The sequence below is a fragment of the Falsiruegeria litorea R37 genome (assembly GCF_900172225.1).
GTDB classification, from domain to species: Bacteria; Pseudomonadota; Alphaproteobacteria; order Rhodobacterales; family Rhodobacteraceae; genus Falsiruegeria; species Falsiruegeria litorea.
Window position 1 is genome coordinate 2,036,013 of the sequence record NZ_FWFO01000001.1, and the last position, 25,060, is coordinate 2,061,072.

Sequence of the window (25,060 nt, forward strand, 5' to 3'; positions counted from 1 at the left end):
CGGGGGCTTTTTCAATTTCTTTAGCCAAAGGAAGCTATGCGGACGAAGCGCCATTTCGCTGCGGTTGCGCGGATGGCGGCTTTCAGGCGCGAGCCTCACGGGTAATCTGGGTATGGAACGCTAAGATCAACGTAGGTTAGAAACTTCATGTAGCCGCGAACAGAATCTCTAAATTCTGTTACGGTGCCCAGCTCACGATCCTTGTAGGCGTGAATCGCATTTCGACGGCTTTGCACAAGTTGAAACATCTCTCGATGTTCCTCTACGAAGAGATTTGTGTGAATAACATATCTACGCAGGACCTCGAGTGTTAGCCCGTCAGGCTCCTTGTGGGTCTTCTTCTTATGGTCGTAAGCATTCGCCTTCTTGAGCGCTTCAATGTCCGTCTGAAAATCCGAATAGTAAATTGAAAAGAAGAGCTTCAGAGTCCCTTCAAGTAACGCTCCCAGATTTGCCCAAGCCAAGATCGATTCCCCGTCGGTCATTGGGTCTCGAGCGATCCACAAATGAAGCGTTTTTGAAAGTGAGACCTGCCAGTCTAAGCGTGATCTGGAGAGCAAATTCGCGGCATCTTCGGGTGCCCAGCCATGAGCAGAGGCCCAAAAAGCGGACAGCTTAGCATTTAGTGATATAATCTTTTCAACTACTTCAGTATCATTTTCCGATAACGCTTCGGCATCATAATTTCCCATTTTGCGAGGACCTTGGTTGCAACTGTGCAGCGCCTGTAAATCATACTTTACTCCTCAATGCAGCCATTCGTTCGCATCGCAGCATTCGATAAAGTGGGCTCCAAACGGACATTCGTGGCAGCGACGCGTCATCTTGCTTGCGCGCCTTCGATCCATGTCCAATCCCAAATGAAGATCAGGCAAAACAGATCGTTGTTACCGTCGTTCGATCACATAGATCTGATGATTGTCAGCTTCAGACTGAGACACCAACCTGTGGCCACTTTCATGACAGAAATGCGGGACATCAATCACTGCGGCCGGATCATCGGCCAACAGGCGCAGTTGCGCGCCGGGGGACATGGATTTGAGCCGTTTGCGGGCCTTGAGAACGGGCAGGGGGCACAACAACCCCAGGGCGTCCAGCGTATCGGGTTCATCAGTCATAACCTTCAGATATTCCGCCTGATCACGGCTGTCCACACTCTCACCACGAGGATGTGACCGGATGGCCCCGTGACGCGGGCCAATCGATGGCTTAAGTGCTGATGCATGTTCGGAATTGAGATCATAGACGCGGGCCTGATTCCCGCCATGATGGTGGCCTTGCTTGGCGGCGTCATCAGCTTTCTGTCGCCCTGCGTCCTGCCCATCGTGCCGCCTTATCTGGCTTATATGAGCGGTGTGACCATCAACGAGATGCAGGACGAGGCGCGGGCGCGGCGCAAGGCGACCATTGCGGCGCTGTTCTTTGTGCTGGGGCTGTCGACGGTCTTTTTGCTGCTGGGGTTCACCGCGTCGGCTTTTGGCGCGTTTGTGCTGCAGAACCAGGAGTTGTTCACCAAGATCTCGGGCGGCGTGGTCATCCTGTTTGGTCTGCATTTCTTGGGCATCTTCCGCATTTCGATCCTGGACCGCGAAGCGCGGATGGAAACCGGTGATGCGGGCGGGTCGAGTTTCGGAGCCTATGTTCTGGGGCTGGCGTTTGCCTTCGGCTGGACCCCGTGTATTGGACCACAACTGGGCGCAATCCTGTCTCTGGCCGCGTCTGAGGCTTCGGTGGCGCGTGGTACGCTGTTGCTGGGGGTTTATGCTGCAGGTCTTGGCATTCCGTTTCTGCTGGCGGCGATGTTCCTGAACCGCTCGATGCGGGTGATGAACAAGATCAAGCCGCATATGGGGACCATCGAAAAAGTCATGGGTGGGTTGCTCTTGGTTGTCGGCGTGATGTTGGTGACCGGAGCCTTCACACAATTCAGCTGGTGGCTGTTGGAAACCTTCCCCGGGTTGGCTGTTCTGGGGTAAGTCGTTTGCGTCGGCGCGGGGTGTGCTCCCGTCCGTCGTCAATTTTTCTTGATGGAAAAACCTCCTCCCGTTGGGCCGGGCCTCGCTGCGCTCGGCCGTTGGTGCGCGTTGCCGACGAAGGCCTGCAAATTGCTGTAGTCTTGCCGCATTGATGGGGTAAGGTCGGGTCAAGAGGCCAGAGCATGAGCAGTTCAAAACCCGCAACCACAGTCCGCCGTCGCCGGGTGTTTTACATCCCCGGCTACGACCCGATTCACCCACGCCGCTACCGCGAGCTGTATCGCAAGGAAAGCGCCGCGCAGGCCGATGTTTCGGACTATGAGATCGGGTTGAAACCCAAGACAACCAAGGGCCCCTATGGTTGGCACGTCACGTCGGTCCAAGATGGCGAGCAGGTCGAGGCGGATGTCGAGGTGTTGGTCTGGTCCGACATTGTGCGCGACAGCATGTCGTCGACCATACCAGCCACCTATTTGCAGCTTGTACGCACCGCCTGGATCTACATCGTCTCTGGTGCCCTATGGCGGCTGATGAAGCTGCGCAAAGGGCCTGTGATTGCGGCGCTTTACCCAGTTGGGATGTTGCTGTTGCAGTTGATCTTGGCCGCTTTGGTGGGCTGGGGCCTGGCCTCGGCCATAGGTCTGCTGGATGCAGTGCTGCCGAGCCTAGTTGTGAGGCTTGCAGGCGTAGGGGGCGGCTTGATGTCCGCGATTGCAATTCTCCGTTGGTTCCGAGCGCGAGATGGCAAGCTCTTTGCCTATTACCTGATGCACGATTACGCCTATTCGGCGCAGTCGCGTGGTGCAAACCCACCCGAATTAGAGGCGCGGATTGCTGAGTTCACCGAGCTTGTGGCCAATGCGCTGCAAGAGAATGTGGATGAGGTCCTGGTGGTCGGTCATTCATCCGGCGCCCATGTTGGCGTCTCTGTCCTGGCGGATTTGATCCGACAGGAGCGCGCGCCTGTTGAGGGTCCGGCTTTGGGGTTCCTGTCGCTGGGGCAAGTGGTGCCGATGGTGTCTTTCTTGCCCGAGGCCACGCGCCTACGTAGGGATCTGCGCTATCTGTCCACCCGGGATGAGCTGGCCTGGGTCGATGTTTCGGCGCCTGGCGATGGCTGTGCCTTTGCGCTGTGTGATCCGGTCACGGTCAGCGGTGTGGCGCCGGAAGAAAAACGCTGGCCGTTGGTGTTTTCGGCTGCCTTCACGCAAACGCTGTCGCCCGAGCGATGGTCAGAGCTGCGGTGGCGGTTCTTTCGGTTGCACTTTCAGTACCTCTGCGCCTTTGACCGGCCTGGTGACTATGACTATTTCCGTATCACCGCAGGGCCGATGACCCTGGCGGACCGTTACCGCGACCGGGCGCCGTCCAAGTCGCGTATCGACGTGGCGGTTTCAAAATATACCTCGGTGGCTGCATGATCCCGCCCAAACCGCCCGCGCGACCAGACAAGGTGTCGCTGACCCGCTATCTGCGCATGTTCAGGCAGGATATCCTGTCAGCGCAACCGGCCCGCCTTTATCGGGCCTGGATGGCCGAGTTCAAGACGCCGTTCTTCCGGTCGTTTCTGATGAACCAGCCTGAACTGGTGGACGAGGTGTTGAAACAGCGCCCCGATGATTTTCCTAAGTCCAGCCGGATCAGCGAGGGGCTGCGCCCTTTGTTAGGCGACTCTGTCTTCCTGACCAATGGCGACACCTGGAAGCGCCAGCGCCGTATCATCGACCCCGCTTTCGAAGGTGGACGTCTGCGCGACACATTTCCGGCGATGTGGGACGCAGCAGATGCCTGCGTTGCCCGGATGCAGGCGCATGTGGATCAGATGGTGGAAATCGAAGAGATCACCAGCCATGCCGCCGCTGATGTGATCTTTCGCACGCTGTTTTCACTGCCGATCGAACATGAAGTGGCCGCCGAGGTGTTCCACCAGTTCCGTGCCTATCAGAGGGAACAGCCGATCCTGAATATTGCGGCCTTTGTGCCGCTCCCGCGTTGGATGCCCCGGTTCCATTCGCGCAAAACCAAGGCGACCGCCAAGACGATCCGCAATTTGATCACACAGCTTACAACCGAACGCATGGCGCAGATCAAGGATGGCACCGCGCCCGATGATCTCGCGACCAAGATCATGACGACCGTTGATCCGCAGACAGGTGAGCGGTTCAGCACGCAGGAAATGGTCGATCAGGTCGCAATCTTTTTCCTGGCCGGTCACGAGACCAGCGCCTCGGCACTGGCCTGGACGCTGTACCTGATGGCGCTTTACCCCGAGTGGCAGGAGAAACTGGCAGCAGAAGCGCAGGTGTTGGCCGCGCCCGAGTTTTCGGTGATGTCAAAGCTCAAGCTCAGCCGGGATGTGTTCCGCGAGGCGCTGCGCCTGTATCCGCCCGTTCCGATGATGGTGCGTCAGGCCACGTGCCCCGAGCGGTTCCGCGACCGGGCTGTGCCAAAGGGTTCGCAAATCGTGCTCAGCCCCTGGCATCTGCACCGACACGAGCGGCTGTGGGACAACCCCGACGGATTCGATCCGACCCGTTGGGCCACGGAGAACGGCAAGAAGTGCCAGCGCGAGGCCTATATGCCGTTTTCGGCGGGCGCGCGCGTCTGTACGGGCGCGGGCTTTGCCATGGTCGAGGGGCCACTGATCCTGTCGATGATCCTGCGGACTCATCGCGTGGAGCGGATCGACGGGCGCGATCCGGTTCCGGTGGCGCATCTGACCGTGCGATCAAAAGACGGCATCTGGCTGCGTCTTGTCCGGCGCTAACAATCTACCATCCCGTAATCGCTTGCTGTATGCGGAGCTGGACAAGGAATCATTTTACGGGAAAGAGATATGTCCAAGGCAGAACAGCGCGAACAGATGGCCAACGGCGCAGGTTTCATCGCGGCACTCGACCAGAGCGGCGGCTCGACCCCCAAGGCGCTGGCGCTCTATGGCGTTGATGCGGCGCAATACGGATCCGAAGAAGAAATGTTCGCCGAGATCCAGAACATGCGCGCCCGCATCATCCTGTCGGACGACTTTGACAAGAACAAGGTGATCGGCGCGATCCTGTTCGAACGCACCTTGGGTGAGCAGATCAACGGCAAATCCGTGGCCGATTTCATCTGGTCCGAAAAAGGCGTCGTGCCGTTCTTGAAGATCGACAAAGGTCTGGAAGATGAGGCCAACGGCGTTCAGATGATGAAGCCGATCCCGGGTCTGGCAGACACTCTGGCGAAGGCTGACGGCGTTTTCGGCACCAAGGAGCGCTCGGTCATCCACGAGGCCAACGCCGAAGGGATTGCCGCTGTTGTGGCGCAGCAATTCGATGTCGCGCGTGAGGTTATCGCAGCGGGCATGGTTCCGATTGTGGAACCCGAGGTCAACATCCACTCGGCAACCAAGTCTGAGGCCGAGGCGATCCTGAAAGCCGAGATCCTGAAGAACCTGGACACGCTTGAGGACGGTCAGGACGTGATGCTGAAGCTGACCATCCCGTCCGAGGCAAACCTTTATGACGCTCTGGCTGATCATGCCCGCGTTGTGCGTGTTGTTGCACTGTCGGGTGGCTATTCGACAGAAGACGCCTGCGCCAAGCTGGCCGAAAATGGCAAGATGATCGCCTCCTTCTCGCGTGCGCTGACCGAAGGTCTGTCCAAACAGCAGTCGGATGACGAATTCAACGCAGCCCTGGGCAGCAACATCGACAAGATCTATCGCGCGTCGATTTGATCTGTTTGATATGATTAGCAAAAAGCCGCTCCCAAAAGGGGGCGGCTTTTTCTATTCGGGCTTGCTGAACTCATCGCGCAGCTTTGCTGCTTTTTCGCGCATAACGCAGCCATGAGCATGATCATTGACCAACCCCATGGCCTGCATGAATGCAAAGACGGTGGTGGGGCCCACGAATTTCCACCCGCGTTTTTTCAAATCCTTGGACATCGCGGTTGAGGCAGGGATGATGCTGGCAGTCTGCGGTTCGGGCAGATCCTTGGGATCAGGTTCATGGGACCAGACATAAGCAGCCAATGAGCCATGTTCAGCCACCAGTTCTTGCGCGCGCTTGGCGTTGTTGATCACGGCCTCGATCTTGCCGCGATGGCGGATGATGCCCGCGTCTTGCAACAATCGCTGTACGTCGCTGTCGTCGAACTTGGCCATCTTGTTGAAATCGAACCCGGCAAAAGCCGCGCGAAAGTTCTCGCGTTTGGCCAGGATCGCCCGCCAGCTAAGGCCGGATTGAAAGCTTTCCAGGCACAGTTTTTCGAACAAGCGTTGATCGTCTTGGACCGGGTAGCCCCATTCGGTATCGTGATAGTCAAAGAATTCAGGCGCAGAACCGCACCAACGACAGCGCGGTTTATCATCGGGGCCAGGAACAGTTTCAGTCATTGGTTTCCTTGCGGGATCAAATGGCGCATAGCATCGCTGGCGACGCTGGGGCTCATTTCCAGAATCTCGGGTTGCGCGACACCGTGGATGACAAAGGGGTCCCGAGCAACTCGGGCCTCAATCTCATCCCGAGTGGCATTTTGGGTCAGAATGGCACCCCCCACATCCGCAAGCCGCCCTGCGAGGTCGAACACGCCATCTTCGAAACCCTGCGAAAGCCAGGCCTTGTGCTCGGTGAAATGACCCTCGGCCAAATGGCCTTTGTTCTTGGTCAGTCGCAGAATTATTATGAACATGACTTAACTGTACGGAGCCTTGTCGGACTTGTCCTGGGCATTTTTGTACCAGTTCAGAACAAATACGCGGATTGCAGACGCCAGCCCGGTTTCGGGATCACGCATGACATCAATTTCTGCGGCTAAAACGTTGATAGGAAGGTGTTTGGCATTGGCAATATCGCGAAATGCCAGCCAAAATTCATCTTCCAGAGACACCGAAGTCCGGTGTCCCTTGAGCGTAAGTGACCTTTTGATCGGCGGGCCGCTCATTCGTCTGCCTTGTGCCCGTCCAAATTTCGCGCGGCCTTGTCTGCTCTCGCACGTTCAAGGTCTTTTTCAGCCTTGGTGCGTCCAAACTTGACGGCGTTCTGGTCAGCGCGGGCCTTTCTCTCGGCCCGCGCTTTTTCTTTTCGAAACCGGTTCAGGTTGACCGGTTCAGCCATCAGTCCTTGGGCCCGATCATCTGCTCAGGCCGAACAACCGCGTCAAACGTCGCCTCGTCTACAAAGCCAAGCGCGATGGCTTCTTCTTTCAGCGTGGTGCCGTTCTTGTGCGCGGTCTTGGCAACCTTTGTGGCGTTGTCATAGCCGATGGTCGGCGCCAGAGCTGTCACCAGCATCAGCGATTCCTTCATCAGCTTGTCGATGCGCGGCTCGTTGGCCTGAATGCCAAGCAGCATCCGCTCGGTAAAGCTGTCGGCGACGTCACCCAACAGCTGCATGGATTGCAGCAGGTTGTACGACATCATCGGGTTGTAGACGTTCAGCTCGAAGTGGCCTTGCGATCCAGCAAATGTCATCGCGGCATTGTTGCCCATGACGTGGGCGGCGACTTGGGTCATTGCTTCGGCCTGGGTCGGGTTCACTTTGCCCGGCATGATCGACGAGCCCGGCTCGTTCTCGGGCAGGATCAGTTCGCCAAGACCCGAACGCGGGCCAGAGCCCAGGAAGCGGATGTCGTTGGCGATCTTGTACATCGAGCCCGCAACTGTGGCCAAAGCGCCTGACATGAAGACCATGGCGTCATGCGCGGCCAATGCTTCGAACTTGTTGGGCGCAGTGACAAAGGGCAGTCCGGTGATTTCGGCCATGTTTGCAGCGACAGTCTCGCCCCAACCCTTTTGCGTATTCAGACCGGTGCCGACGGCTGTGCCGCCTTGTGCCAGCTCATAAATGCCGGGCAGGGCGGCTTCGACACGGGCGATGCCCTGACGGATCTGATGCGCATAACCGCCAAATTCCTGACCCAGGGTCAGCGGGGTCGCGTCCTGAGTGTGCGTCCGGCCGATCTTGATGATGTCCTTGAACTCTTCAGACTTCTGCTCCAGCCCTTCGGCCAGCTTCGTCAGGCCCGGCAGCAGCACGTCGCGAACGGTCATCGCAGCGGCAATGTGCATCGCGGTGGGGAAGGTGTCGTTCGACGACTGACCCATGTTGCAGTGATCGTTGGGGTGCACCGGGTCCTTGGAACCGATGACGCCGCCCATGATTTCGATCGCGCGGTTGGCGATCACCTCGTTCGAGTTCATGTTCGATTGCGTACCCGAACCGGTCTGCCAGACAACCAGCGGGAAGTTGTCGTCAAACTTGCCTTCGAACACTTCGCCCGCGGCTTGGATCACGGCATCCGCGATCTTGGCGTCCAGCTTGCTCGATTCCTTGTTGGCCATCGCACAGGCCTTTTTGATCACGCCAAGCGCGCGCACGATGGCGACGGGCTGTTTTTCCCAACCAATGGGGAAGTTCATGATCGAACGCTGTGTCTGCGCGCCCCAGTACTTGTCTGTGGGGACCTCCAGCGGGCCAAAGCTGTCGGTTTCGGTGCGGGTATCGGACATGTATTCACTCCGGTTGGTATGCGTTAGTATGCCGTTTAGCCAAGGCAGCCCATTCGCGCAATTGGCCAGTTGCGCGCAGCATAAATCCAACGCCCGCCAAGGTATAGTCGCCGATCGCGTTCATTTTTCCGCGCGCAGTGTGAACTGGGCCATTGTTCCCCGGTCGGCGCGGGTTAGAATGAGGTCGAGAGCTTTATTCCCGCGAAAGGACATTTGATGCGCACCCCAAGCTTGAGACCGATGAGGCCCGCGATTTGGGTGTTGGCGTCTGCACTTGTCCTGATGTTGACCGGGATCGTGTATGCCAGCACAACTCTGATTGAACCTTTTGTTGGCGAATACAAAGGGTCAGCCGAGATTGTTAATGCAGATGGATCGAGCGCACCGCGTGACATGAGCGTCGAAATCGGCAAGACCAAGGACGGGTTCAACGTCACCTGGAGCTCGACCACCTACAAGCCGGACGGGCGCACCAAGGAGAAATCCTATTCCGTTGATTTTCTGTCAACGGATCGCGCTGGTGTCTTCTCTGCGGCGATGAAACGCAACGTGTTTGGGCATGCCACACAACTCGACCCGATGAAGGGTGAGCCCTATGTGTGGGGGCAGATCGTGGGTGACACATTGACCGTGTACAACCTGTTCATCGATGCCACGGGCGGATATGAGTTGCAGCAATTTGACCGTACAATCACCGAAGGCGGACTGACGCTCGAATTTTCGCGTTTGAGCAACGGGAAAGAAGCGCGGACGGTCGAAACGTTCTTGGAAAAGCAATAGAACCAAACAAAGAAGCGCCCGCAATCGACGGGCGTTTCACTGTTTCATTTCAAAGCGTTACTTTCGGAAGCTGTCCAAAGAGACCACCTCGGCGTCCTGAGGCGTGTCGTCTTCCGCTTCTTCCACCATATTGGCCTCGACCACTATGGGTTTTCCTTCGTCCTCTTCGTCGGCTTCTCCGGTTTCGAACCGCAGACCAAATTCGACAGATGGGTCCACAAAGGTCTTGATTGCGTCATAGGGGATATAAAGCGGCTCTGGCGCATCACCAAAGTTCAGCGTGATCGCAAACCCCTCGTCCCCTACATCCAGGTTCTCGAACCAATGCTGCATTACGACCGTCATCTCGCCCGGATAGCGATCAGACAGCCAATCAGCTAATTCCGCATCTGGATGCGAGGTGTCGAAAGTGATGAAAAAGTGGTGTGCACCAGGCAGGCCATGCTGGGCGACGTCTTTCAAAACAGTCTTGATCAGACCGCGCATCGCCGTGTGCATGAGGTTCCCATAGTCGATGTCCCGAGACATGTCATTCCCTCAAAAAGTCTTCCCCTCACCATAGTAGATTCGGAGGGAAACAAAAGAGCAGCTGGCCTACAAAATGTTCAAACCAAATGAGCCGCTGCACCCAAACCCGCCATCATGAGCAAAGTCTCACCCAATCCACGTTTCAAGCCCAGCATCCAGATCGCGGCGATCATACAGAAGATGCCCGCCGTCGGATCAAATGAGGGCCAATTGGGCACCGGCATAGAAAAGACACCAACCGAACGTTGAGATACATCGGCAAAGAGCACATGCAGGGCAAACCAGACCGACAGGTTTAGAATGATACCCACAACTGTTGCCGTGATTGCCTGAAGCGCAGCAGCCAGGCGTGGGCGGGCGGCGATGTGATCCAGATAAGGTGCGGCTAGGAAAATCCACAGAAAACAGGGCACAAAAGTCGCCCAAAGCGCGACAATCCCGGCGGCGATGGCGAGCGGCGCGCCGCCCTGCAATTGACCGGTCAGCATGGCAACAAACTGTGTTACCAGGATCAGCGGGCCGGGCGTGGTCTCGGCCAGACCAAGCGCGTCGATCATCTGGTCGGTGCCGATCCAGCCGAACTGATCCACGATGGTTTGGGTCATATAGGCCAGAACCGCGTAAGCCCCGCCAAAGGTCACCACCGCCAGTTTTGCAAAGAACCAGCCAATGTCAGCCAACAAGGTCTGTTCGGACATCGACAGCACCAGCAAGGGCAACAGCCACAATCCGCCCCAAAGCAGTGCGGTTTTCAGTGTCGCGCCTATGTCCACTTTGGGAAGTGGCGGCGTTGTGCCGGTTTGCGCGGTTGCAAAGCCCCAAAGCGCTGCGGATGCAATGATCAGGGGGAAGGGCAGGTTCAGGGCAAAGATCGCAAGAAAGCCAAGCCCCGCCAACACCCAAGAGCTGCGCCCCTTGAGCGCCTTGCGGGACAGGTTGCGCAAAGCCTGCAGGACAATGACGATCACTGCGGCCTTGATGCCCAGAAACATCGATTGGACCAGTGGAAGATCCCCGAACTGGGCGTAAAGCCCAACCAAAAGCGCAATGACACAGGCACCCGGCAGGACAAACAGCCCGCCAGCCAGCAAACCGCCGCCCACACCGCGCAACCGCCAGCCCGAATATGTGGCCAGCTGCATCGCCTCGGGCCCGGGCAACAGCATGCACAGCGACAGGGCGCGCAGATAGGTTTCCTCGTCCAGCCAGGGGCGAACCTCGACCAGTTCCCTGTGCATCAGAGCGATCTGTGCGGCGGGCCCCCCAAAGGACAACAGCCCGATGCGGCCAAAGACACGGGTCATTTCAGAATAGCTGGGGGTCATGCGCCGTGCCCTTCGGACCAGCTGTGTTGTTCGCTCTGGCCATCTCGGGCCCAACGATAAAGAGCATCATATAGGATCATCCCGGCCTCAAGCTGGGCCAGATCGGATTTATGTGCCCGCGACAGGCCGACCGAGATCGCGAGCAGGCCAGCCGCCTGCGGGGCCAGATCGTGCCGGTCCGTGTCGGCGGCGCGGACAACGGTCGCCATCTGCTCCAGTGCAGGTGTGTGGAGCCCGAACCCGCGAACCATCGCATCAAAGGTGCAAAACTCATCCACATGGGTCCAGGGGGCATCAATGGTGTCAAAGGCGGTTGCCCCAAAGCGTTCGGCAACGGCTGCAACCTCGGACGAAGGCACAAAGAGGAACCGGGCGGTTGGATCGACAAACCGGCGGATCAGCCAGGCACAGGCGATACGATCCACCTTTGGCCGGTGCCGAGTTACCCAGGTGCTTGGGCCTTGGTCTGTGGCGTCCGGCAGAACCGAAGGGTCCAGTCGTGGCAATCCAGCGTCGCGCCAGGCAAACATCCCGCCTTCCAGAACCTGGGCTTGCACCCCTTCACACCGCAGGGCCGCTGCAGCGCCGTGGCTGAGTTTCAGCCCCTTCTGGCAGACAATGATGACCTCTTTGTCGCGCAAGCCCCCGCTCAGGGTTTGCACCTGATCATGGGGGCGGCGTATCGAGGTTGGGATGAGACAAGGGTCGTCGTCAAAGTCCGCGTCGATACGCACATCCAGGATCACCGGGCAGTCGGGTGTTCCGATCCGACGCATGAGAATGTTGGCAGGGACAGAGTTAAAGGCAGGCATGTCGGCATCCTTCCGCTTTGGTACAGCAAAGAATGCGAAACTTGGGCCTGGGCCTGACGGGGCGTTCGCACGTTGACCCCTTGCGCCATGGGTAACGGAAAGTGGCGCATGGGGTCAATGGCCTGGCCGATATCGGCCAGAACGGGGACCTGAGCTTATGCCCAGGAAAGCTGTTGGCCGGTCATGCAGATCGGCAGCGTATCCTCGGGCAGTTGGCCCAACTGTTCAAACAGCGAGATGAAGTCGAACTGATTGTAGGCCTCGACCACCTTGTCATCCTTGAACCGCGCCATCACTTGGCCTGTAACCTCAATCGGGGCGCCGTTGTCCGCGCGCGAGGTGTGAACATGTAGCATGGCCGCAACCCAATCGCCGTTTTCGACAGTCTTAGGCAGCTTCACGTCGATATCGCCGACGTGAAAGCGAAAGGCCGTCACCAGGTCGCGGAAATCATCCACGCCCACCTGCATTTCGGGGATGATCCCCTCGGCCATCGTGTCGGGATCAAAGAACTGATCAATCGCTTCCAAATCCCCGTGGACCCAAACCCGGTCATACCATTCCTTCAACAACTCGGATTTTGTCATCTTTCACCTCCATCGTTGCGAGGCCCAAACTGAGACTATGTGGTGAACAAATGGTGAATAACACTGCGATTATGTGCAGGTTTGATCAGCAATTTAGAGATAAAGTGCAGGTTTCTGTTGCCAGGTACCTGCGAACCCCGCCTAACGCGGCTAGGCGCTAGGGCTTAAAGTCGGTTCAACCCGGACTGCTTACGCAGCCAGAGCAACCGGAGCACGATTGTCGTTTGCAATTGTACTGTTTTCGCCGGTAACGGTGGCAGACAGCCGAGACAAAGCTAACCCCTTTAGACGTCCGTCGATCCTATTTCGGCCCCACGATTTCGAAAGTGATCCCCAAACGAAGGATGCTGCCGAAAGAAGTGGTTGGTGGAGCCGCCGGGTACCGCCCCCGGGTCCGATCCGTTTATTACGAGCGCGTTTATGTCCATAGTCCCGAAGGACATCCCCTATATAGGCAAGCGGCACGCGGGATGCAATCGTTGGATTTTTTGTATTTTTAACCAGAAGAAGCAGGGAGTTACGCGTTGCGGCTCATGTTGGCGAGGATCAGAAAGGCGGCCAAGGCAGCTTCGATACCGCCAAACGTCAGAGCTTTGACAAAAGGCGGATTGTCCAGCGCGAGCGAGACGAACCGCCCCAAGGCCGCACCGGCATAGACAAAACCCACCATGGTAAAGGCCATCGGGGTGCCGAGCCAGAGCGCGGCAGCGGCTGTCACCACAAAGAGCCCCCCCACCGAGGCGCGCATTTCGCTGAGCCCCATGTTGCTGTTGGTGGTGGTCAGGTCCAGCGCGCCCAGGGTGAAGCTGGGGGCCAGAAAGCCAAAAAGGCCAAAGCCGATCGTAAGCAGGGCGGCGGCTGTGTTCAGGATGGGGATCATGCAGGGCTCTCCTTTGATTTGGCAGGTAGAGCCCTGCTTGGATGCGACAAGCTCAGGCGGCGTAAGACGCGTCGAAGAAGGCGCGTTCCAGTGCCACAGCGCGGATGAAAAGTGCCGCGACCTCGGCTTGGGCCTCTGCGTCCAAAGTGGGCCAGACCTGATCCAGCTGGGTGCGCAGGTATTCCACGACACCCTCGAACCCATCGCCCGCATGAAGCGTGACCCACTCGGCGAACCAAAACGGCAAATCGTCCTGTGGCGGATTCACCGGCGTGGCCCAGCTGAGGTAAGTCCATTCGGCAACCACCAACACGGCCAGCATCAGCTCATACCGACCCGATGCGGCGGCCTCGGCCATCAGTGCCTGAAAATCACGGGTGGCGGGGGCAGGGGCTGCGTTCTGTTGCTGGGCGGTCATCTCCAATGCTTCAAAGGATCGCAGGAAATAGGTGTTCTCGGGTCCGGTGATCACGGCCAGGAACTGCGCGGCAGGTACGCTGTCGGCCAGAGAGGGTGCATGGGCGATGGCGCTCGCAAGCAGGCGCACAAAGCCGTCGATGAACTGATAGTCTTGCGCCAGATACCAGCGCATCTTGTCCAGTGGCAAGGTGCCAGCGGCCAATTCGGTGGTGAATGCATGCGTGGTGGCCGCGTGCCAATCGTCGGCAGCCAGTTGGCGCAGGTGTTCGGTGGGGCGCATTGGGGTCTCTCTGTTCTTGGTCTTTGAACTTGCGTCTAGGACGGATCAGGCCATTGGCACAAGATCAGCTTTTGTCGCGTGCCGCACGCGCCGCCATGACGTTGTCCTTGAGCGTCAGGGTATAGGCGGTGAGCTCTTGCAGGGCCGTGTCTGCGGCTGTGACATCGTTTCCCTCGATCGCGTCGGCAATACGCGTGTGAAGGGCCACGATCTCTTCGCGAGAGCGGGCGGTGAAGGTGATCATGTTCATCAGCGGCTGCATCGCCTCGACCGCGCCGGCCAGTTGATAGGACAGCACCGGGTTGCTGGCCCCGTCCACCAACGCCCGGTGAAAGGCCACGTCCGAGGCGCAGAATGCCTCGTCCGTCAGGCCCGGTTGGCTTTGGCGCACGATCTCGGCGCGCATGGTTGCCAGATGATCGGGCGTGCGACGTTGGGCAGAGAGCGGCGCGCAGGCACGTTCCAGAGCAAAGCGCGCCTCGCAGGCGGTGTCAAAGCTGACCGCGTTCATGCTGAGCAGCAGGGTGGATGTGGTGACTTGCTGCGGATAGGCGTCCTCAAAGCTCAGCCGGTTGACGAATGCGCCCCCCGACGCCCCGCGTTGGGTGCGGATCAGGGACTGCGCTGCGAGACGTTTCAGGGCCTCGCGCACGGTCGAGCGAGAGACTTGAAACTGGTCGCACAGCTCAGTCTCGGACGGCAGCCTCTCATCCACGATCAACTCGCCACTGATGATGGCATCTTTGATCGCTTGTGCGATCTGGACCGAAAGATCAGCCGAGCTGTTGGGATCAATTTTCACGACATCACCATTTTTTATTTGTCTGACATTTAAAAGTCTGACATTTGAGTCGTAAGGGATGACTCGGGGAGGATCAAGTGAGCCGTCTGTCCGTCAGATCACTTTTTTGGCTTGGCTTCTACGCCACCATCCTGTGGGCGTGGTGGTTCCTGTATACCATGGCGATGGACATGGACCTGGATCTGATCGGCCGTCCGGGGCCCATGGGCCAGATGATGCGCCAGATGGATCCGCGCATGGACATGTATATGCCCATGGCAGAATTTGGCCCCTTGTTCTGGATGTGGGGCATCATGATGGCGGCGATGATGCTGCCTACCTTGGTGCCGACACTGCGCAGCTATGAGGACCTGATGCGTTCAGCCAATGGCACGCGGGCAGGGTGGTTTGGTGTCCTTTTGGGATACTTCTTGATCTGGCTTGGGTTTGCCGCCGCCATCACCGGCGTGCAACTGGCGCTGCTGTTTGGCGGTGCGGTGGACATGCTGGGCATCGCAAAATCTCCTTGGCTGTCAGCCGGGCTTTTGATCGCGGTTGGCGCGTTTCAGTTCACCCGCGCCAAAGAAGTCTGCCATGGCGTCTGTCACGCGCCGATGATGTATTTCATCGGTAACTGGCGCACCGGCTTTGGCGGCGGTCTGCGCATGGGCCTGGGTCTGGGCGCATTCTGTGCTGTCTGCTGCTGGGGGTTCATGGCGCTTGGCTTTGTCGGCGGTGTCATGAGCCTGCTGTGGATGGGCCTCGCCACCTTTTTCATGGTTCTGGAAAAACTACCGCAAATCGGCCACCGTGTGACCAAACCCCTGGGCGTTCTGCTGATCGTCTCGGGTCTGGCCTTGCTGGTCTATGTATATGTAATTGGAGGATAACCGATGGCAGTGAAACGTAAGCCCAATGCCGACCGCCTGCCGGTCAGCCAACGGATCGACAGCCGCATGGCCAATCCCAGCCGCCGCGATAAGACGCCCACCGATTGGGCGATCAAAGGCGAGCTGATCTTGAACTGTTCCTGCGATGTGTTCTGTCCTTGCGTGGTCTCGCTGGGTGCGCACCCTCCGACCGAGGGACATTGCCACGCCTGGATGGGGATCATCATCGACGAAGGGCATTACGAGGGCGAGGATCTGTCGGGCCTGAACGTGGGTCTGTTGGTCGACATCCCCGGTCGCATGGGAGAAGGCCAGTGGAAGGTTGCGGCCTATGTGGACGAAAACGCCAGCGGCAAAGCCTATAACGGTCTGCTTGAGATCTTTTCGGGCAAGGCGGGGGGCACCACCGGTCTGTTCACCATGTTGGTGAGCGAGATCATCGGAGCCGAGCGCGCACCGGTTGTCATCGAACGCGACGGTGCAAAGCGCCGCATTACCATCGGACGCAAGATCCAGGGTGAGATCGAGATGCTGGGTGGGTTGGATCCTGAACACCCGGTCATGGTGAGCAACTCCAAATACTGGATGGGGCCCGATATCATCGTCGCCCGCGGTACCAAATCCAAGGTGCGCGACTATGGCCGCGTTTGGGATTTTGGCGGCAAATCGGCCGAGATCTGCCCGATCAACTGGAGCGGCGCCCGCTGAGAAAGCACCTTGCCACCTTAGGGAAAGCAATGGTGGCGGATTATCAACTGTTTGAGGAGACAAGGCATGGCCATCATCATGCCATCGCGCCGCGTGCGCAAAACGCCGTTTTCACCTGGGGTCGAGGCGGCTGGGGTCAAGGGCTACACTGTCTATAATCATATGCTGCTGCCGACGTTCTTCGAAAGCGTCGATGCTGATGCCGCGCATCTGAAGCAGCATGTTCAGGTCTGGGATGTGGCCGTTGAACGCCAGGTGCAGATCAAGGGACCGGATGCGTTGCGGTTGATGAAGATGATCAGCCCGCGCGACATGGACAAGATGGCCGACGATCAGTGCTATTATGTCCCATCCGTTGATCACAACGGCGGCATGCTGAACGATCCGGTATCGATCAAGCTGGCCGACGACCACTATTGGCTTTCGGTCGCGGATGGGGATTTGTGGCAATATGCGCTTGGCATCGCCATCGCGCTTGGTCTGGATGTCGAAGTGGATGAGCCCGATGTCTCGCCACTAGCTGTTCAAGGCCCCAAAGCCGATGATCTGATGGCGCGGGTCTTTGGAGACGTGGTGCGTGACATCAAGTTCTTCCGCTACAAGCGTCTGCCGTTCGAGGGGCAGGAATTTGTCGTGGCGCGCTCGGGCTGGTCCAAGCAGGGCGGGTTCGAGATTTACGTTGAGGGCACGGAAAACGGCATGCCTTTGTGGGATGCGCTCTTTGCCGCTGGCGAGGATCTGAACGTGCGGGCAGGGTGCCCCAACAACATCGAGCGGGTCGAAAGTGGGTTGCTCAGCTTTGGCTCGGACATGCGGCGCGAGAATACGCCTTATGAATGCGGGCTTGGCCGGTTCTGCAACTCGCCCGAGGATTACATCGGCAAGGCCGCGCTGGCTGAGCAGGCCAAGAATGGCCCGCCACGTCAGATCCGGCCCATCGTGATCGAAGGTGAGATCGGGGCCTGCACCGGCTCCTGGCCGTTGCTGGTGGATGGTCGTCAAGTCGGGCAGGTGGCCTCGGCGGTGTTCAGCCCCGAGTTTGGTGTGAACGTGGCCATCGGTATGGTGGATCGCTCGCATTGGGATGCTGGAACCCGGATGGAGATCGAGACAGAACACGGGATGCGTGGGGCTGTGGTTCAGGAAAAGTTCTGGCGGTGAGTTTTTGCCCGTCGGATGCCTCCGGCGGGCGTATTTTGGAAAAGATGAAGGTGGGCGCGTAAGGCGCTGTAACCAGGGGAGAAACGATATGTTCAATGCATTGGTTGTTGAAAAAGACGAAGAGAGCGGCAAGGCAAGCGCTGCGGTCCAGCAAATCGGTCTGGATGCTCTGCCCGAGGGTGAGGTGACCGTTGCGGTGGAATATTCCACCGTCAACTACAAGGATGGTCTGTGCCTGAGTTCGAGCGGTGGTGGTCTGGTTCGCAAGTATCCGCATATTCCCGGCATCGACTTTGCCGGCACGGTCGAGGCATCAAGCGATGACCGTTACAAGCCGGGCGACAAGGTGGTTCTGACCGGTTGGCGCGTGGGTGAGGCGCATTGGGGCGGTTATAGTCAAAAGGCCAACGTACGGGCCGATTGGCTGGTGCCGCTGCCCGAGGGGCTGGATGCACGACAGGCGATGGCTGTTGGTACGGCGGGTTTCACAGCGATGCTGGCCGTCATGGCGCTGGAAGATCACGGCATGACCCCGAACCACGGCCCTGTTCTGGTCACTGGTGCTGCGGGGGGCGTCGGCTCGGTCGCGACAGCGATTCTGGCCAACCTGGGCTATGAGGTGGCTGGTGTCACCGGGCGTCCTGAAACGGCGGACTATCTGAAATCCTTGGGCGCCACACAGATCGTGGCCCGCGAAGAGATCAATGAGACCACCAAACGCCCGTTGGAAAGCGAAAGCTGGGCAGGCTGCGTGGATGCGGTTGGCGGCGCCATGCTGGCGCGGGTTCTGGGACAGATGAAATATGGCGGCTCGGTCGCCTCGGTTGGTCTGGCCGGTGGCGCAGGCTTGCCTGCAACCGTCATTCCGTTCCTGTTGCGCGGTGTGAACCTTTTGGGCATCGACAGTGTGATGCAGCCCTATGACAACCGCCTGCGCGCCTGGCAGCGGGTGGCAACCGATCTGCCGATGGACAAGCTTGAGGCAATGATCCAACCCGCAACGCTCAGCGACCTGCCGCAACTTGGCGCAGATATCCTTCAAGGTCAGGTCAAGGGACGCGTCGTGGTGGATGTGAACGCCTGAACCTACATCTGGAATGTCGCTTTTGACACAAGACCCCGCAGCGTAATCTGCGGGGTTTTTATTGACCCCATAATCAAAAACCCTTGCGACGCTTGATGTTGCGTTTCCGACTTCGCATTCCGATCACTGAATTGGTGTCGTGAAAAAACCAACAAGGATGTCGTTTTCAGATGCCATGGCGTCCCTTTTACTGCGCCCATCGGGCCGGTATTCCCGGATCACGGCCACACTCAATCATGGGAGTGAGCATATATGTCCGAAAAGAAGGAGACCGACTATGAGGTCGGTCAAGACAATGTTCAGGTCTTGGGCCTGGACATCCACAACCCGGTGTTTGCCATATCCGGGCTGACCATCGTTGCATTTGTATTTTTCTCGCTGGTCTTTCGCGAACAGGCCGGTGAGTTCTTTGGCTGGCTACGGGTTGCACTGACCTCGCGGTTCGACTGGGTCTTCATGATCGCCTGCAACATCTTTGTGGTGTTTTCGCTGCTGCTGATCGTGACGCCCTATGGCTCGATCCGTTTGGGTGGGGCCGACGCCAAACCCGACTACAGCTATGCGGGCTGGATTTCGATGCTGTTTGCCGCTGGCATGGGCATCGGTCTGGTGTTCTGGGGCGTGGCCGAGCCGATCTCGCATTATGGCGCCAGCCTGGGTGGCGTCGCCACGGGCGAGGATGGCCTGCGCACCGACTGGGCACCGCTTGGGGCAGCAGCCGATAACCCGCAGGGCGCGCGTGACCTGGCCATGGCCGCCACCATCTTCCACTGGGGTTTGCACCCTTGGGCGATCTACGCAGTGGTGGCCCTGGCGCTGGCCTTCTTCAGCTTCAACAAAGGACTTCCGCTGACAATGCGGTCGGTGTTCTATCCGATCTTTGGCGAAGCAACCTGGGGTCCTCTGGGTCACATCATTGACGTCCTGGCGGTGTTTGCCACCATCTTTGGTCTGGCAACGTCTCTGGGTCTGGGCGCAACACAAGCGCTGGCGGGTCTGAACTATCTGTTCGGGGTGCCGGTGACTGACGGCATGAAGGTTCTTCTGATCATCATCATCACTGCTTTTGCGCTGGTGTCGGTGGTTGCGGGGCTGGACAAGGGCGTCAAGCGCCTGTCCGAGGCCAACATGATGCTTGCCGCCGCACTGCTGGTGCTGGTTCTGATTGTTGGGCCGACCATTGCGATCCTGTCAGGGTTCTTCACCAATCTTGTCGACTACGCCGTTCAGCTGCCTGCGCTGTCGAACTGGATTGGCCGCGAAGACACCAACTTCATGCAAGGCTGGACCACATTCTACTGGGCCTGGTGGATTTCCTGGTCACCGTTCGTGGGCATGTTCATCGCGCGTATTTCGCGCGGCCGTACCGTGCGTGAATTCGTGACTTGCGTGCTGTTGATCCCAACCCTCGTGGGGGCCCTGTGGATGAGCGTGTTCGGCAACGCCGGACTGGAGCAGGTCATGGCCGGTGGTGCCGACGCACTGCAAGAGGCCGGGCTGGAGTTGAAGATGTTCGTGATGTTCGAAGCCTTTCCGATGTCCAGCCTTCTGTCGCTGGTTGGGATCATCCTGGTGGTGGTCTTCTTCGTGACCTCGTCCGATTCCGGCTCGCTGGTGATCGACACCATCACCGCAGGCGGCAAGACCAACGCACCCACGGCACAACGCGTGTTCTGGTGCATCCTGGAAGGGGCGATCGCGATCGTTCTTCTTTTGGGTGGCGGTCTGGGCGCGCTTCAGGCGGCAGCGATTGCGACCGGTTTCCCATTCGCCATCATCCTGGTGCTGATGTGCGTTTCGATTTTCATCGGTCTGTCGCGCGAAAAGCGATAATCAACCGCAACTTGGCGGATCAGGGCCCCAGGGAGCAATCCCTGGGGCCTATTGTTATGTGTCTTGACCGCTTTGGCGCAAAAAGTTTACCTCGACCTGTCCATCAAGTTGGAATCGGCTTGATGGGCTGCCGCGATGTCGCATTATCTCTGCACGAGGAATGGCGGCGACACGGCTCGGCTGGAAGACCTGCCCTGTTCCGGAACCCCCGAAACATGGATGGGGCGACCGGTCGAGATGTGGAGCTGGATAAGGACATTTTGGCGATGACAACCCTGGATATTGATTTTGTACGCGCGCAGTTTCCGGCTTTTTCGGAACCGGTTTTGCAGGGGCAGGCGTTTTTCGAAAATGCAGGTGGCTCGTACACCTGTCAGCAGGTCATAAACCGACTGACCCGCTACTACACGCAGCGCAAGGTGCAGCCCTATGCCCCGTATGACGCCAGCCGCCTTGCGGGCGAGGAAATGGATGAGGCGCGCGCGCGTATGGCCGCCATCCTGGGGGTGGATGCGGACGAGCTGAGCTTTGGCCCGTCGACCACGCAGAATACTTATGTTTTGGCGCAGGCCTTCCGCCAATGGATGAAGCCGGGCGAAGCCATCATCGTCACCAATCAGGATCACGAGGCCAACAGCGGCCCCTGGCGGCGTTTGGCGGACGAGGGCATCGAGGTGCGGGAATGGGCCATCGACCTGGAAACGGGGCACCTGAACCCAAGCGATCTGGAAAACCTGCTGGACGACAAAGTGCGACTGGTCTGCTTTCCGCATTGTTCGAACGTTGTCGGCGAGATCAACCCGGTGACCGAGATCACGGCCATCGCTCATGCGGCCGGTGCCTTTGTCTGTGTCGATGGCGTGTCTTATGCTCCACACGGGTTCGCCAACGTGGGTGAGCTGGGGCCGGACATCTATCTGTTCTCGGCCTACAAAACTTATGGGCCCCATCAGGGCTGCATGGTGATCCGTCGTGCATTGGGTGAGCTGCTGCCGAACCAGGCGCATTATTTCAACGCCGACGTGCTTTACAAACGCTTCACGCCCGCCGGACCGGACCATGCCCAAGTGGCGGCCTGCGCCGGTATGGCCGATTACATCGATGACCTGAGTGCCCATCACGGTGGCCCATCTGAGGGGTTGGCCGAAAAGGGCGCCTTTGCCCATGATCTGATGCGCGCGCATGAGGTGGCGTTGCTGCAGCCCCTGTTGGATGCGGTCAAAGACCGCAATTCTGTCCAGTTGATCGGTCCGGCTGACGCCGAGCTGCGCGCGCCCACGGTTGCCCTGGGCCTGAACCGAGCCGCAGAACCGGTGGCGGCCGAGCTCGCCAAACATGGTATCATGGCGGGCGGCGGCGATTTCTATGCGGTGCGCGCCTTGCAGGCGATGGGGATTGATCCCGAAAAACAGGGGGTTCTGCGATTGAGCTTTACTCACTACACCTCGCAGGACGAGGTCGACAAGCTGATCGCAGCCCTGGATCACGTGCTCTGATCAGCACGTCGGATGCAGTTGAAAATCAGAGAACGGCGCCATCCTCGTGAGGCGCCGTTGTTCATTTCGACAGTCAAACGTCCCGTCAATGCTTGGAAAACAGGCTGTTTTGGTCTCAAAACGCGGCTAAATCATTCAAAACTTGCCAGAAACCCCATCTCGCCCTAGCCTTTAACCCAGAGCCACCATGGGGAGGGAAGATGGTTCTGACATCAACCGAAGGGCAGAAAGATCTGCCAAGATATTTCGCGCAAGTCCACAGGATGCTGCGCAAGATGGAAGCTGGACGTCTGGACATTATCTTGCCAGACGGAAGACGGTTCCGGACAGAGGGGACAAAACCCGGGCCTGTTGCACAGATCGACGTTCATCACCCTGATCTTTTTGCAAGATTGATCCGCGAAGGGGACTTGGGGTTTTCGGACGCCTACCTAGAGGAATGGTGGACCTCACCTGATCTGCGCGCCTTCATGGATCTTGTGCATCAGGGGTCCGAGACCGTTTATGACCATTTCCCTGGCCGGGGATTGATCCGCGCTTATGAGCGTCTACGGTTCTGGTTGCACCGAAATCACAAACAACAAGCCAAGAAGAACATCTCGTATCACTATGATTTGGGGAACGATTTCTACGCTCTCTGGCTGGATGATACGATGACCTATTCCAGTGCGCTGTATGAAACCGGGCAGGAAAGTCTGGAGAATGCGCAAACCGCCAAATACGCAAGCCTTGTCGATGAAATGGGCGTGAAGCCCGGCGATCATGTGTTGGAAATTGGCTGTGGCTGGGGTGGCTTTGCCGAATATGCGGCCAAGGAACGCGGGCTCAAGGTTACGGGGCTGACCATCAGCCAAGAGCAGTTCAACTTCGCCATGGAACGTATAGAAAAGGCTGGGCTTTCCGACCAGGTCAATTTCAAGTTGCAAGACTATCGCGACGAAACCGGCATCTATGATGGTATCGCCAGTATCGAGATGTTCGAAGCGGTGGGGCAAAAGTACTGGCCTACATATTTTGACACGGTGCGAGATCGCCTGAAACCTGGTGCGCAGGCAACCTTGCAGATCATCACGGTCAACGATGCCCGCTGGGAGGTCTACAAGAACGGCGTTGATTTCATCCAGAAGCACATCTTTCCCGGCGGCATGCTGCCAGCGCCCAAAATCCTGCGCGAGCAGATCAACCTGGCCGGGCTGGATTTCGTAAAGTCCAAGGAGTTCGGCCAAAGCTATGATCTGACGCTGCGCCGATGGTACGACACGTTCAACGCCAAGTGGGATCAGATCACCGAGTTGGGCTTTGACGACAGGTTTCGCAGGATGTGGAATTTCTACCTGACCTCTTGCGGCGCGGCGTTTTACATGGGCAACTGCGATGTGACCCAGATCACCATTGCCCGTCCGGACTAACATAAGACCAAGGAAAGCCCCCCGAAATGCCCAATGCCGCCCGCCTTGTCGCCGCCCTGAGCTTGGCTCTCATTGCCTTCCTCGTCTCGGGGCTGGTGATGCCGCTGATGCCCGAGGGGATGGATTTCGGTTACTTCACCTGGGTGAACGTGGGTCTTGGAGTGCTCTGCGGCTGGGTCGTCATGGGTAAACGGGCAGGGCGCGGCATCACGCCTGCGATCAACAACGGGGTCACAGGGGTCTTGTCGCTGTTGTTCTGGGGCCTGTTCGTGCAAGGCGCTTATGAAATGTTTCGTCAGGCCATGCGCAATCGGTTTGATGGTCCTTTCGAAGCTTTGGGGGCGATTTTCACGATCGGCTTCGATTATGGGCTGACCATCATGGTGCCCAGCATTATATGGACCTTGCTTGTCGGCGGCGTGCTGGCCGGTCTTGCGACCGAATACGCTTGGCGGCAGTGGCGCTAACGCCCTGTAACAAAAGGTTCATTTCGTGTCTGATCTGTTTTTCTACGGCACCCTTCGGTACGTGCCGCTGTTGGAACTGGTGCTGGATCGCCCAGCTGATCACATCAACCTGACCCAAGCCGAGCTGCACGGTTATGGCGCCTATGCAGTGAAAGATCAGATCTTTCCCATGGTCGACAAGGGCGAGGGCCGCGTGACCCATGGCCTTTTGGTTCAGGGGCTGACGCCCGAGGACATTGATCGGCTGATCTACTACGAAGGCGGTTTTGACTACGATCTGCACAGACTGCCCCTGCGCACCGCCAGCGGTGAGATGGTCGAGGCCGAAGTGTTCATTCCAGCGCCAGGCCTGTGGGAACCATCGACGCCGTGGTCCTTGGACGACTGGGCGGCTGATTGGGGCGAGTTGACGGTTCTGGCCGCCGAAGAGGTCATGTCGCATTATGGCAGTCTGCCTGCCTCGGACATTGTGCCTCGGTTTCCGGCGATCCGCATGCGGGCGCAAGGGCGTCTGGCCGCGCGCCGCCGTGAGGTGAGCAAAGATTGGGACATCTCCAAGGATGTGGTCGTGCGTTCTCACAAGCGGCCTTACCTGGGGTATTTCACCATGGAAGAAGCCACGTTACAGCACCGCCGGTTCGACGGCTCCATGGGGCCAGAGCTGAGCCGCAGCGCGCTTATCAACGGTCATGCCTCGGTGATCCTGCCCTATGACCCGGTGCGCGATTGCGTGCTTGTGATCGAGCAGTTCCGCGCACCTGCCTTTTTCATCGGCGATCCCAACCCCTGGCTGATCGAGGCAGTGGCCGGCATGGTCGACCCCGGAGAATCACCCGAAGACGCTGCCCGCCGTGAAACCCGCGAAGAAGCCAATGTCGAGGTGACAGAGCTGTTTTCCGCAGGAGACGGGTATTCCAGCAGCGGTTCGTCGGCCGAATTCCTGCATCTTTTTGTGGGGATCGCAGATCTTAGCGCGCCTGCATCAACCGGCGGCTTGGCGACCGAGGGGGAGGACATTCGCAGCCATATCATACCTTACACCGAATTCATGGACCGGTTGGATCAGGGCAAGCTGAAAAACGTTCCGCTCATCTCGATCGCAAATTGGTTGGGTCGCAATCACGACCGCCTGCGCAAGGACATTTGATCG

28 protein-coding genes and 1 other RNA gene are annotated in these 25,060 nt (G+C 58.4%); 14 read left to right on the forward strand and 15 right to left on the reverse strand.

Annotation, left to right across the window (positions count from 1 at the left end):
* Positions 1–95: 95 nt before the first annotated feature.
* On the reverse strand, positions 96–692 hold the full coding sequence (locus tag TRL7639_RS09930; protein WP_085795527.1) for a hypothetical protein: 597 nt from the start codon (positions 690–692) through the stop codon (positions 96–98).
* Between the two features lie 195 nt (positions 693–887).
* On the reverse strand, positions 888–1,118 hold the full coding sequence (locus TRL7639_RS09935) for a sulfurtransferase TusA family protein (RefSeq protein ID WP_085796359.1): 231 nt from the start codon (positions 1,116–1,118) through the stop codon (positions 888–890).
* A 105-nt stretch (positions 1,119–1,223) separates the two neighbouring features.
* Between TRL7639_RS09935 and TRL7639_RS09940 the strand changes: the two genes are divergently transcribed.
* From TRL7639_RS09940 to TRL7639_RS09955, 4 genes are all read left to right on the forward strand, one after another.
* Positions 1,224–1,976, forward strand: a complete 753-nt coding sequence (locus TRL7639_RS09940) for a cytochrome c biogenesis CcdA family protein (RefSeq protein ID WP_085795528.1) — start codon at positions 1,224–1,226, stop codon at positions 1,974–1,976.
* Positions 1,977–2,158: 182 nt separating this feature from the next.
* A complete protein-coding gene (locus TRL7639_RS09945; protein WP_085795529.1) occupies positions 2,159–3,397 on the forward strand; it encodes a hypothetical protein in 1,239 nt (412 codons plus the stop codon).
* Positions 3,394–4,743, forward strand: a complete 1,350-nt coding sequence (locus tag TRL7639_RS09950; protein ID WP_085795530.1) for a cytochrome P450 — start codon at positions 3,394–3,396, stop codon at positions 4,741–4,743. The genes TRL7639_RS09945 and TRL7639_RS09950 overlap by 4 nt, the downstream gene beginning before the upstream one ends.
* 69 nt (positions 4,744–4,812) lie before the next feature.
* The gene (locus tag TRL7639_RS09955; RefSeq protein WP_085795531.1) at positions 4,813–5,694 is read left to right on the forward strand and encodes a fructose bisphosphate aldolase; all 882 of its coding nucleotides are present in this window, start codon (positions 4,813–4,815) and stop codon (positions 5,692–5,694) included.
* Between the two features lie 51 nt (positions 5,695–5,745).
* On the opposite strand, the gene TRL7639_RS09960 is transcribed toward TRL7639_RS09955, so the two are convergent.
* Genes TRL7639_RS09960 through fumC form a run of 5 tightly spaced genes read right to left on the reverse strand, consistent with a single transcriptional unit; the run spans position 5,746 to position 8,469 of the window.
* Positions 5,746–6,354 carry a DNA-3-methyladenine glycosylase I gene (locus TRL7639_RS09960; protein WP_085795532.1) on the reverse strand — a complete coding sequence of 203 codons (609 nt, stop codon included), beginning with the start codon at positions 6,352–6,354 and terminating at the stop codon, positions 5,746–5,748.
* Positions 6,351–6,650 (reverse strand): YciI family protein, encoded by a 300-nt coding sequence (locus tag TRL7639_RS09965; protein ID WP_085795533.1) that lies wholly within the window; start codon positions 6,648–6,650, stop codon positions 6,351–6,353. The genes TRL7639_RS09960 and TRL7639_RS09965 overlap by 4 nt, the downstream gene beginning before the upstream one ends.
* Positions 6,651–6,653: 3 nt before the next feature.
* Entirely contained in the window at positions 6,654–6,902 is a 249-nt protein-coding gene (locus TRL7639_RS09970; RefSeq protein WP_085795534.1) for a ribbon-helix-helix domain-containing protein, read from the reverse strand.
* A complete protein-coding gene (locus tag TRL7639_RS09975) occupies positions 6,899–7,075 on the reverse strand; it encodes a DUF4169 family protein (protein WP_085795535.1) in 177 nt (58 codons plus the stop codon). The genes TRL7639_RS09970 and TRL7639_RS09975 overlap by 4 nt, the downstream gene beginning before the upstream one ends.
* Positions 7,075–8,469 carry a class II fumarate hydratase gene (fumC, locus tag TRL7639_RS09980; RefSeq protein ID WP_085795536.1) on the reverse strand — a complete coding sequence of 465 codons (1,395 nt, stop codon included), beginning with the start codon at positions 8,467–8,469 and terminating at the stop codon, positions 7,075–7,077. Before fumC ends, TRL7639_RS09975 begins: the two co-directional genes overlap by 1 nt.
* Positions 8,470–8,685: 216 nt before the next feature.
* On the opposite strand from fumC, the gene TRL7639_RS09985 reads away from it, so the two are divergent.
* Positions 8,686–9,249, forward strand: a complete 564-nt coding sequence (locus TRL7639_RS09985) for a hypothetical protein (RefSeq protein ID WP_110647120.1) — start codon at positions 8,686–8,688, stop codon at positions 9,247–9,249.
* 57 nt (positions 9,250–9,306) lie between these two features.
* On the opposite strand, the gene TRL7639_RS09990 is transcribed toward TRL7639_RS09985, so the two are convergent.
* The 8 genes from TRL7639_RS09990 to TRL7639_RS10025 form a co-directional block, all read right to left on the reverse strand.
* Entirely contained in the window at positions 9,307–9,777 is a 471-nt protein-coding gene (locus TRL7639_RS09990) for an SspB family protein (protein WP_085795538.1), read from the reverse strand.
* A gap of 77 nt (positions 9,778–9,854) precedes the next feature.
* Positions 9,855–11,102, reverse strand: a complete 1,248-nt coding sequence (gene chrA, locus TRL7639_RS09995) for a chromate efflux transporter (protein ID WP_085795539.1) — start codon at positions 11,100–11,102, stop codon at positions 9,855–9,857.
* Positions 11,099–11,914 carry a chromate resistance protein ChrB domain-containing protein gene (locus tag TRL7639_RS10000; RefSeq protein WP_085795540.1) on the reverse strand — a complete coding sequence of 272 codons (816 nt, stop codon included), beginning with the start codon at positions 11,912–11,914 and terminating at the stop codon, positions 11,099–11,101. The genes chrA and TRL7639_RS10000 overlap by 4 nt, the downstream gene beginning before the upstream one ends.
* Before the next feature lie 155 nt (positions 11,915–12,069).
* Positions 12,070–12,501 (reverse strand): ester cyclase, encoded by a 432-nt coding sequence (locus TRL7639_RS10005; RefSeq protein ID WP_085795541.1) that lies wholly within the window; start codon positions 12,499–12,501, stop codon positions 12,070–12,072.
* Positions 12,502–12,604: 103 nt separating this feature from the next.
* Positions 12,605–12,981: a transfer-messenger RNA gene (gene ssrA, locus TRL7639_RS10010) on the reverse strand.
* 37 nt (positions 12,982–13,018) lie between these two features.
* Positions 13,019–13,381, reverse strand: coding sequence for a DUF4345 family protein (locus TRL7639_RS10015; RefSeq protein ID WP_085795542.1), 363 nt, complete (start codon positions 13,379–13,381; stop codon positions 13,019–13,021).
* Positions 13,382–13,433: 52 nt separating this feature from the next.
* A complete protein-coding gene (locus TRL7639_RS10020) occupies positions 13,434–14,081 on the reverse strand; it encodes a TenA family protein (protein ID WP_085795543.1) in 648 nt (215 codons plus the stop codon).
* 64 nt (positions 14,082–14,145) lie between these two features.
* Positions 14,146–14,883 (reverse strand): FadR/GntR family transcriptional regulator, encoded by a 738-nt coding sequence (locus TRL7639_RS10025; protein ID WP_085795544.1) that lies wholly within the window; start codon positions 14,881–14,883, stop codon positions 14,146–14,148.
* A 77-nt stretch (positions 14,884–14,960) separates the two neighbouring features.
* Between TRL7639_RS10025 and TRL7639_RS10030 the strand changes: the two genes are divergently transcribed.
* From TRL7639_RS10030 to TRL7639_RS10070, 9 genes are all read left to right on the forward strand, one after another.
* Positions 14,961–15,752 (forward strand): DUF2182 domain-containing protein, encoded by a 792-nt coding sequence (locus tag TRL7639_RS10030; protein ID WP_235820297.1) that lies wholly within the window; start codon positions 14,961–14,963, stop codon positions 15,750–15,752.
* A 3-nt stretch (positions 15,753–15,755) separates the two neighbouring features.
* Positions 15,756–16,460 (forward strand): DUF1326 domain-containing protein, encoded by a 705-nt coding sequence (locus tag TRL7639_RS10035; protein WP_085795545.1) that lies wholly within the window; start codon positions 15,756–15,758, stop codon positions 16,458–16,460.
* Between the two features lie 66 nt (positions 16,461–16,526).
* On the forward strand, positions 16,527–17,621 hold the full coding sequence (locus TRL7639_RS10040; RefSeq protein ID WP_085795546.1) for a dimethylsulfoniopropionate demethylase: 1,095 nt from the start codon (positions 16,527–16,529) through the stop codon (positions 17,619–17,621).
* Between the two features lie 88 nt (positions 17,622–17,709).
* Positions 17,710–18,705 carry an acryloyl-CoA reductase gene (gene acuI, locus TRL7639_RS10045; protein ID WP_085795547.1) on the forward strand — a complete coding sequence of 332 codons (996 nt, stop codon included), beginning with the start codon at positions 17,710–17,712 and terminating at the stop codon, positions 18,703–18,705.
* 252 nt (positions 18,706–18,957) lie between these two features.
* On the forward strand, positions 18,958–20,538 hold the full coding sequence (locus TRL7639_RS10050; protein ID WP_085795548.1) for a BCCT family transporter: 1,581 nt from the start codon (positions 18,958–18,960) through the stop codon (positions 20,536–20,538).
* 266 nt (positions 20,539–20,804) lie between these two features.
* Positions 20,805–22,034 (forward strand): aminotransferase class V-fold PLP-dependent enzyme, encoded by a 1,230-nt coding sequence (locus TRL7639_RS10055; RefSeq protein WP_085796361.1) that lies wholly within the window; start codon positions 20,805–20,807, stop codon positions 22,032–22,034.
* A 200-nt stretch (positions 22,035–22,234) separates the two neighbouring features.
* Positions 22,235–23,443, forward strand: coding sequence for a class I SAM-dependent methyltransferase (locus TRL7639_RS10060; RefSeq protein ID WP_085795549.1), 1,209 nt, complete (start codon positions 22,235–22,237; stop codon positions 23,441–23,443).
* Between the two features lie 26 nt (positions 23,444–23,469).
* Positions 23,470–23,910, forward strand: a complete 441-nt coding sequence (locus TRL7639_RS10065; protein WP_085795550.1) for a TrgA family protein — start codon at positions 23,470–23,472, stop codon at positions 23,908–23,910.
* Positions 23,911–23,935: 25 nt separating this feature from the next.
* On the forward strand, positions 23,936–25,057 hold the full coding sequence (locus TRL7639_RS10070) for an NUDIX domain-containing protein (protein ID WP_085795551.1): 1,122 nt from the start codon (positions 23,936–23,938) through the stop codon (positions 25,055–25,057).
* Positions 25,058–25,060: the final 3 nt, after the last annotated feature.

Bases quoted from the DNA above. Each gene is read 5' to 3' on its own strand.
- TRL7639_RS10015 (WP_085795542.1), bottom strand. From the start codon at position 13,381: ATGATCCCCATCCTGAACACAGCCGCCGCCCTGCTTACGATCGGCTTT.
- TRL7639_RS09955 (WP_085795531.1), top strand. From the start codon at position 4,813: ATGTCCAAGGCAGAACAGCGCGAACAGATGGCCAACGGCGCAGGTTTC.
- TRL7639_RS10040 (WP_085795546.1), top strand. From the start codon at position 16,527: ATGGCCATCATCATGCCATCGCGCCGCGTGCGCAAAACGCCGTTTTCA.
- TRL7639_RS09945 (WP_085795529.1), top strand. From the start codon at position 2,159: ATGAGCAGTTCAAAACCCGCAACCACAGTCCGCCGTCGCCGGGTGTTT.
- TRL7639_RS10060 (WP_085795549.1), top strand. From the start codon at position 22,235: ATGGTTCTGACATCAACCGAAGGGCAGAAAGATCTGCCAAGATATTTC.
- TRL7639_RS09985 (WP_110647120.1), top strand. From the start codon at position 8,686: ATGCGCACCCCAAGCTTGAGACCGATGAGGCCCGCGATTTGGGTGTTG.
- TRL7639_RS09975 (WP_085795535.1), bottom strand. From the start codon at position 7,075: ATGGCTGAACCGGTCAACCTGAACCGGTTTCGAAAAGAAAAAGCGCGG.
- TRL7639_RS10000 (WP_085795540.1), bottom strand. From the start codon at position 11,914: ATGCCTGCCTTTAACTCTGTCCCTGCCAACATTCTCATGCGTCGGATC.
- TRL7639_RS10055 (WP_085796361.1), top strand. From the start codon at position 20,805: ATGACAACCCTGGATATTGATTTTGTACGCGCGCAGTTTCCGGCTTTT.
- acuI (WP_085795547.1), top strand. From the start codon at position 17,710: ATGTTCAATGCATTGGTTGTTGAAAAAGACGAAGAGAGCGGCAAGGCA.
- TRL7639_RS10005 (WP_085795541.1), bottom strand. From the start codon at position 12,501: ATGACAAAATCCGAGTTGTTGAAGGAATGGTATGACCGGGTTTGGGTC.
- TRL7639_RS09960 (WP_085795532.1), bottom strand. From the start codon at position 6,354: ATGACTGAAACTGTTCCTGGCCCCGATGATAAACCGCGCTGTCGTTGG.
- TRL7639_RS09930 (WP_085795527.1), bottom strand. From the start codon at position 692: ATGGGAAATTATGATGCCGAAGCGTTATCGGAAAATGATACTGAAGTA.
- TRL7639_RS09970 (WP_085795534.1), bottom strand. From the start codon at position 6,902: ATGAGCGGCCCGCCGATCAAAAGGTCACTTACGCTCAAGGGACACCGG.
- TRL7639_RS09965 (WP_085795533.1), bottom strand. From the start codon at position 6,650: ATGTTCATAATAATTCTGCGACTGACCAAGAACAAAGGCCATTTGGCC.
- TRL7639_RS10065 (WP_085795550.1), top strand. From the start codon at position 23,470: ATGCCCAATGCCGCCCGCCTTGTCGCCGCCCTGAGCTTGGCTCTCATT.
- fumC (WP_085795536.1), bottom strand. From the start codon at position 8,469: ATGTCCGATACCCGCACCGAAACCGACAGCTTTGGCCCGCTGGAGGTC.
- TRL7639_RS09990 (WP_085795538.1), bottom strand. From the start codon at position 9,777: ATGTCTCGGGACATCGACTATGGGAACCTCATGCACACGGCGATGCGC.
- TRL7639_RS09950 (WP_085795530.1), top strand. From the start codon at position 3,394: ATGATCCCGCCCAAACCGCCCGCGCGACCAGACAAGGTGTCGCTGACC.
- TRL7639_RS10050 (WP_085795548.1), top strand. From the start codon at position 18,958: ATGTCCGAAAAGAAGGAGACCGACTATGAGGTCGGTCAAGACAATGTT.
- TRL7639_RS10035 (WP_085795545.1), top strand. From the start codon at position 15,756: ATGGCAGTGAAACGTAAGCCCAATGCCGACCGCCTGCCGGTCAGCCAA.
- TRL7639_RS10020 (WP_085795543.1), bottom strand. From the start codon at position 14,081: ATGCGCCCCACCGAACACCTGCGCCAACTGGCTGCCGACGATTGGCAC.
- TRL7639_RS09940 (WP_085795528.1), top strand. From the start codon at position 1,224: ATGTTCGGAATTGAGATCATAGACGCGGGCCTGATTCCCGCCATGATG.
- chrA (WP_085795539.1), bottom strand. From the start codon at position 11,102: ATGACCCCCAGCTATTCTGAAATGACCCGTGTCTTTGGCCGCATCGGG.
- TRL7639_RS09935 (WP_085796359.1), bottom strand. From the start codon at position 1,118: ATGACTGATGAACCCGATACGCTGGACGCCCTGGGGTTGTTGTGCCCC.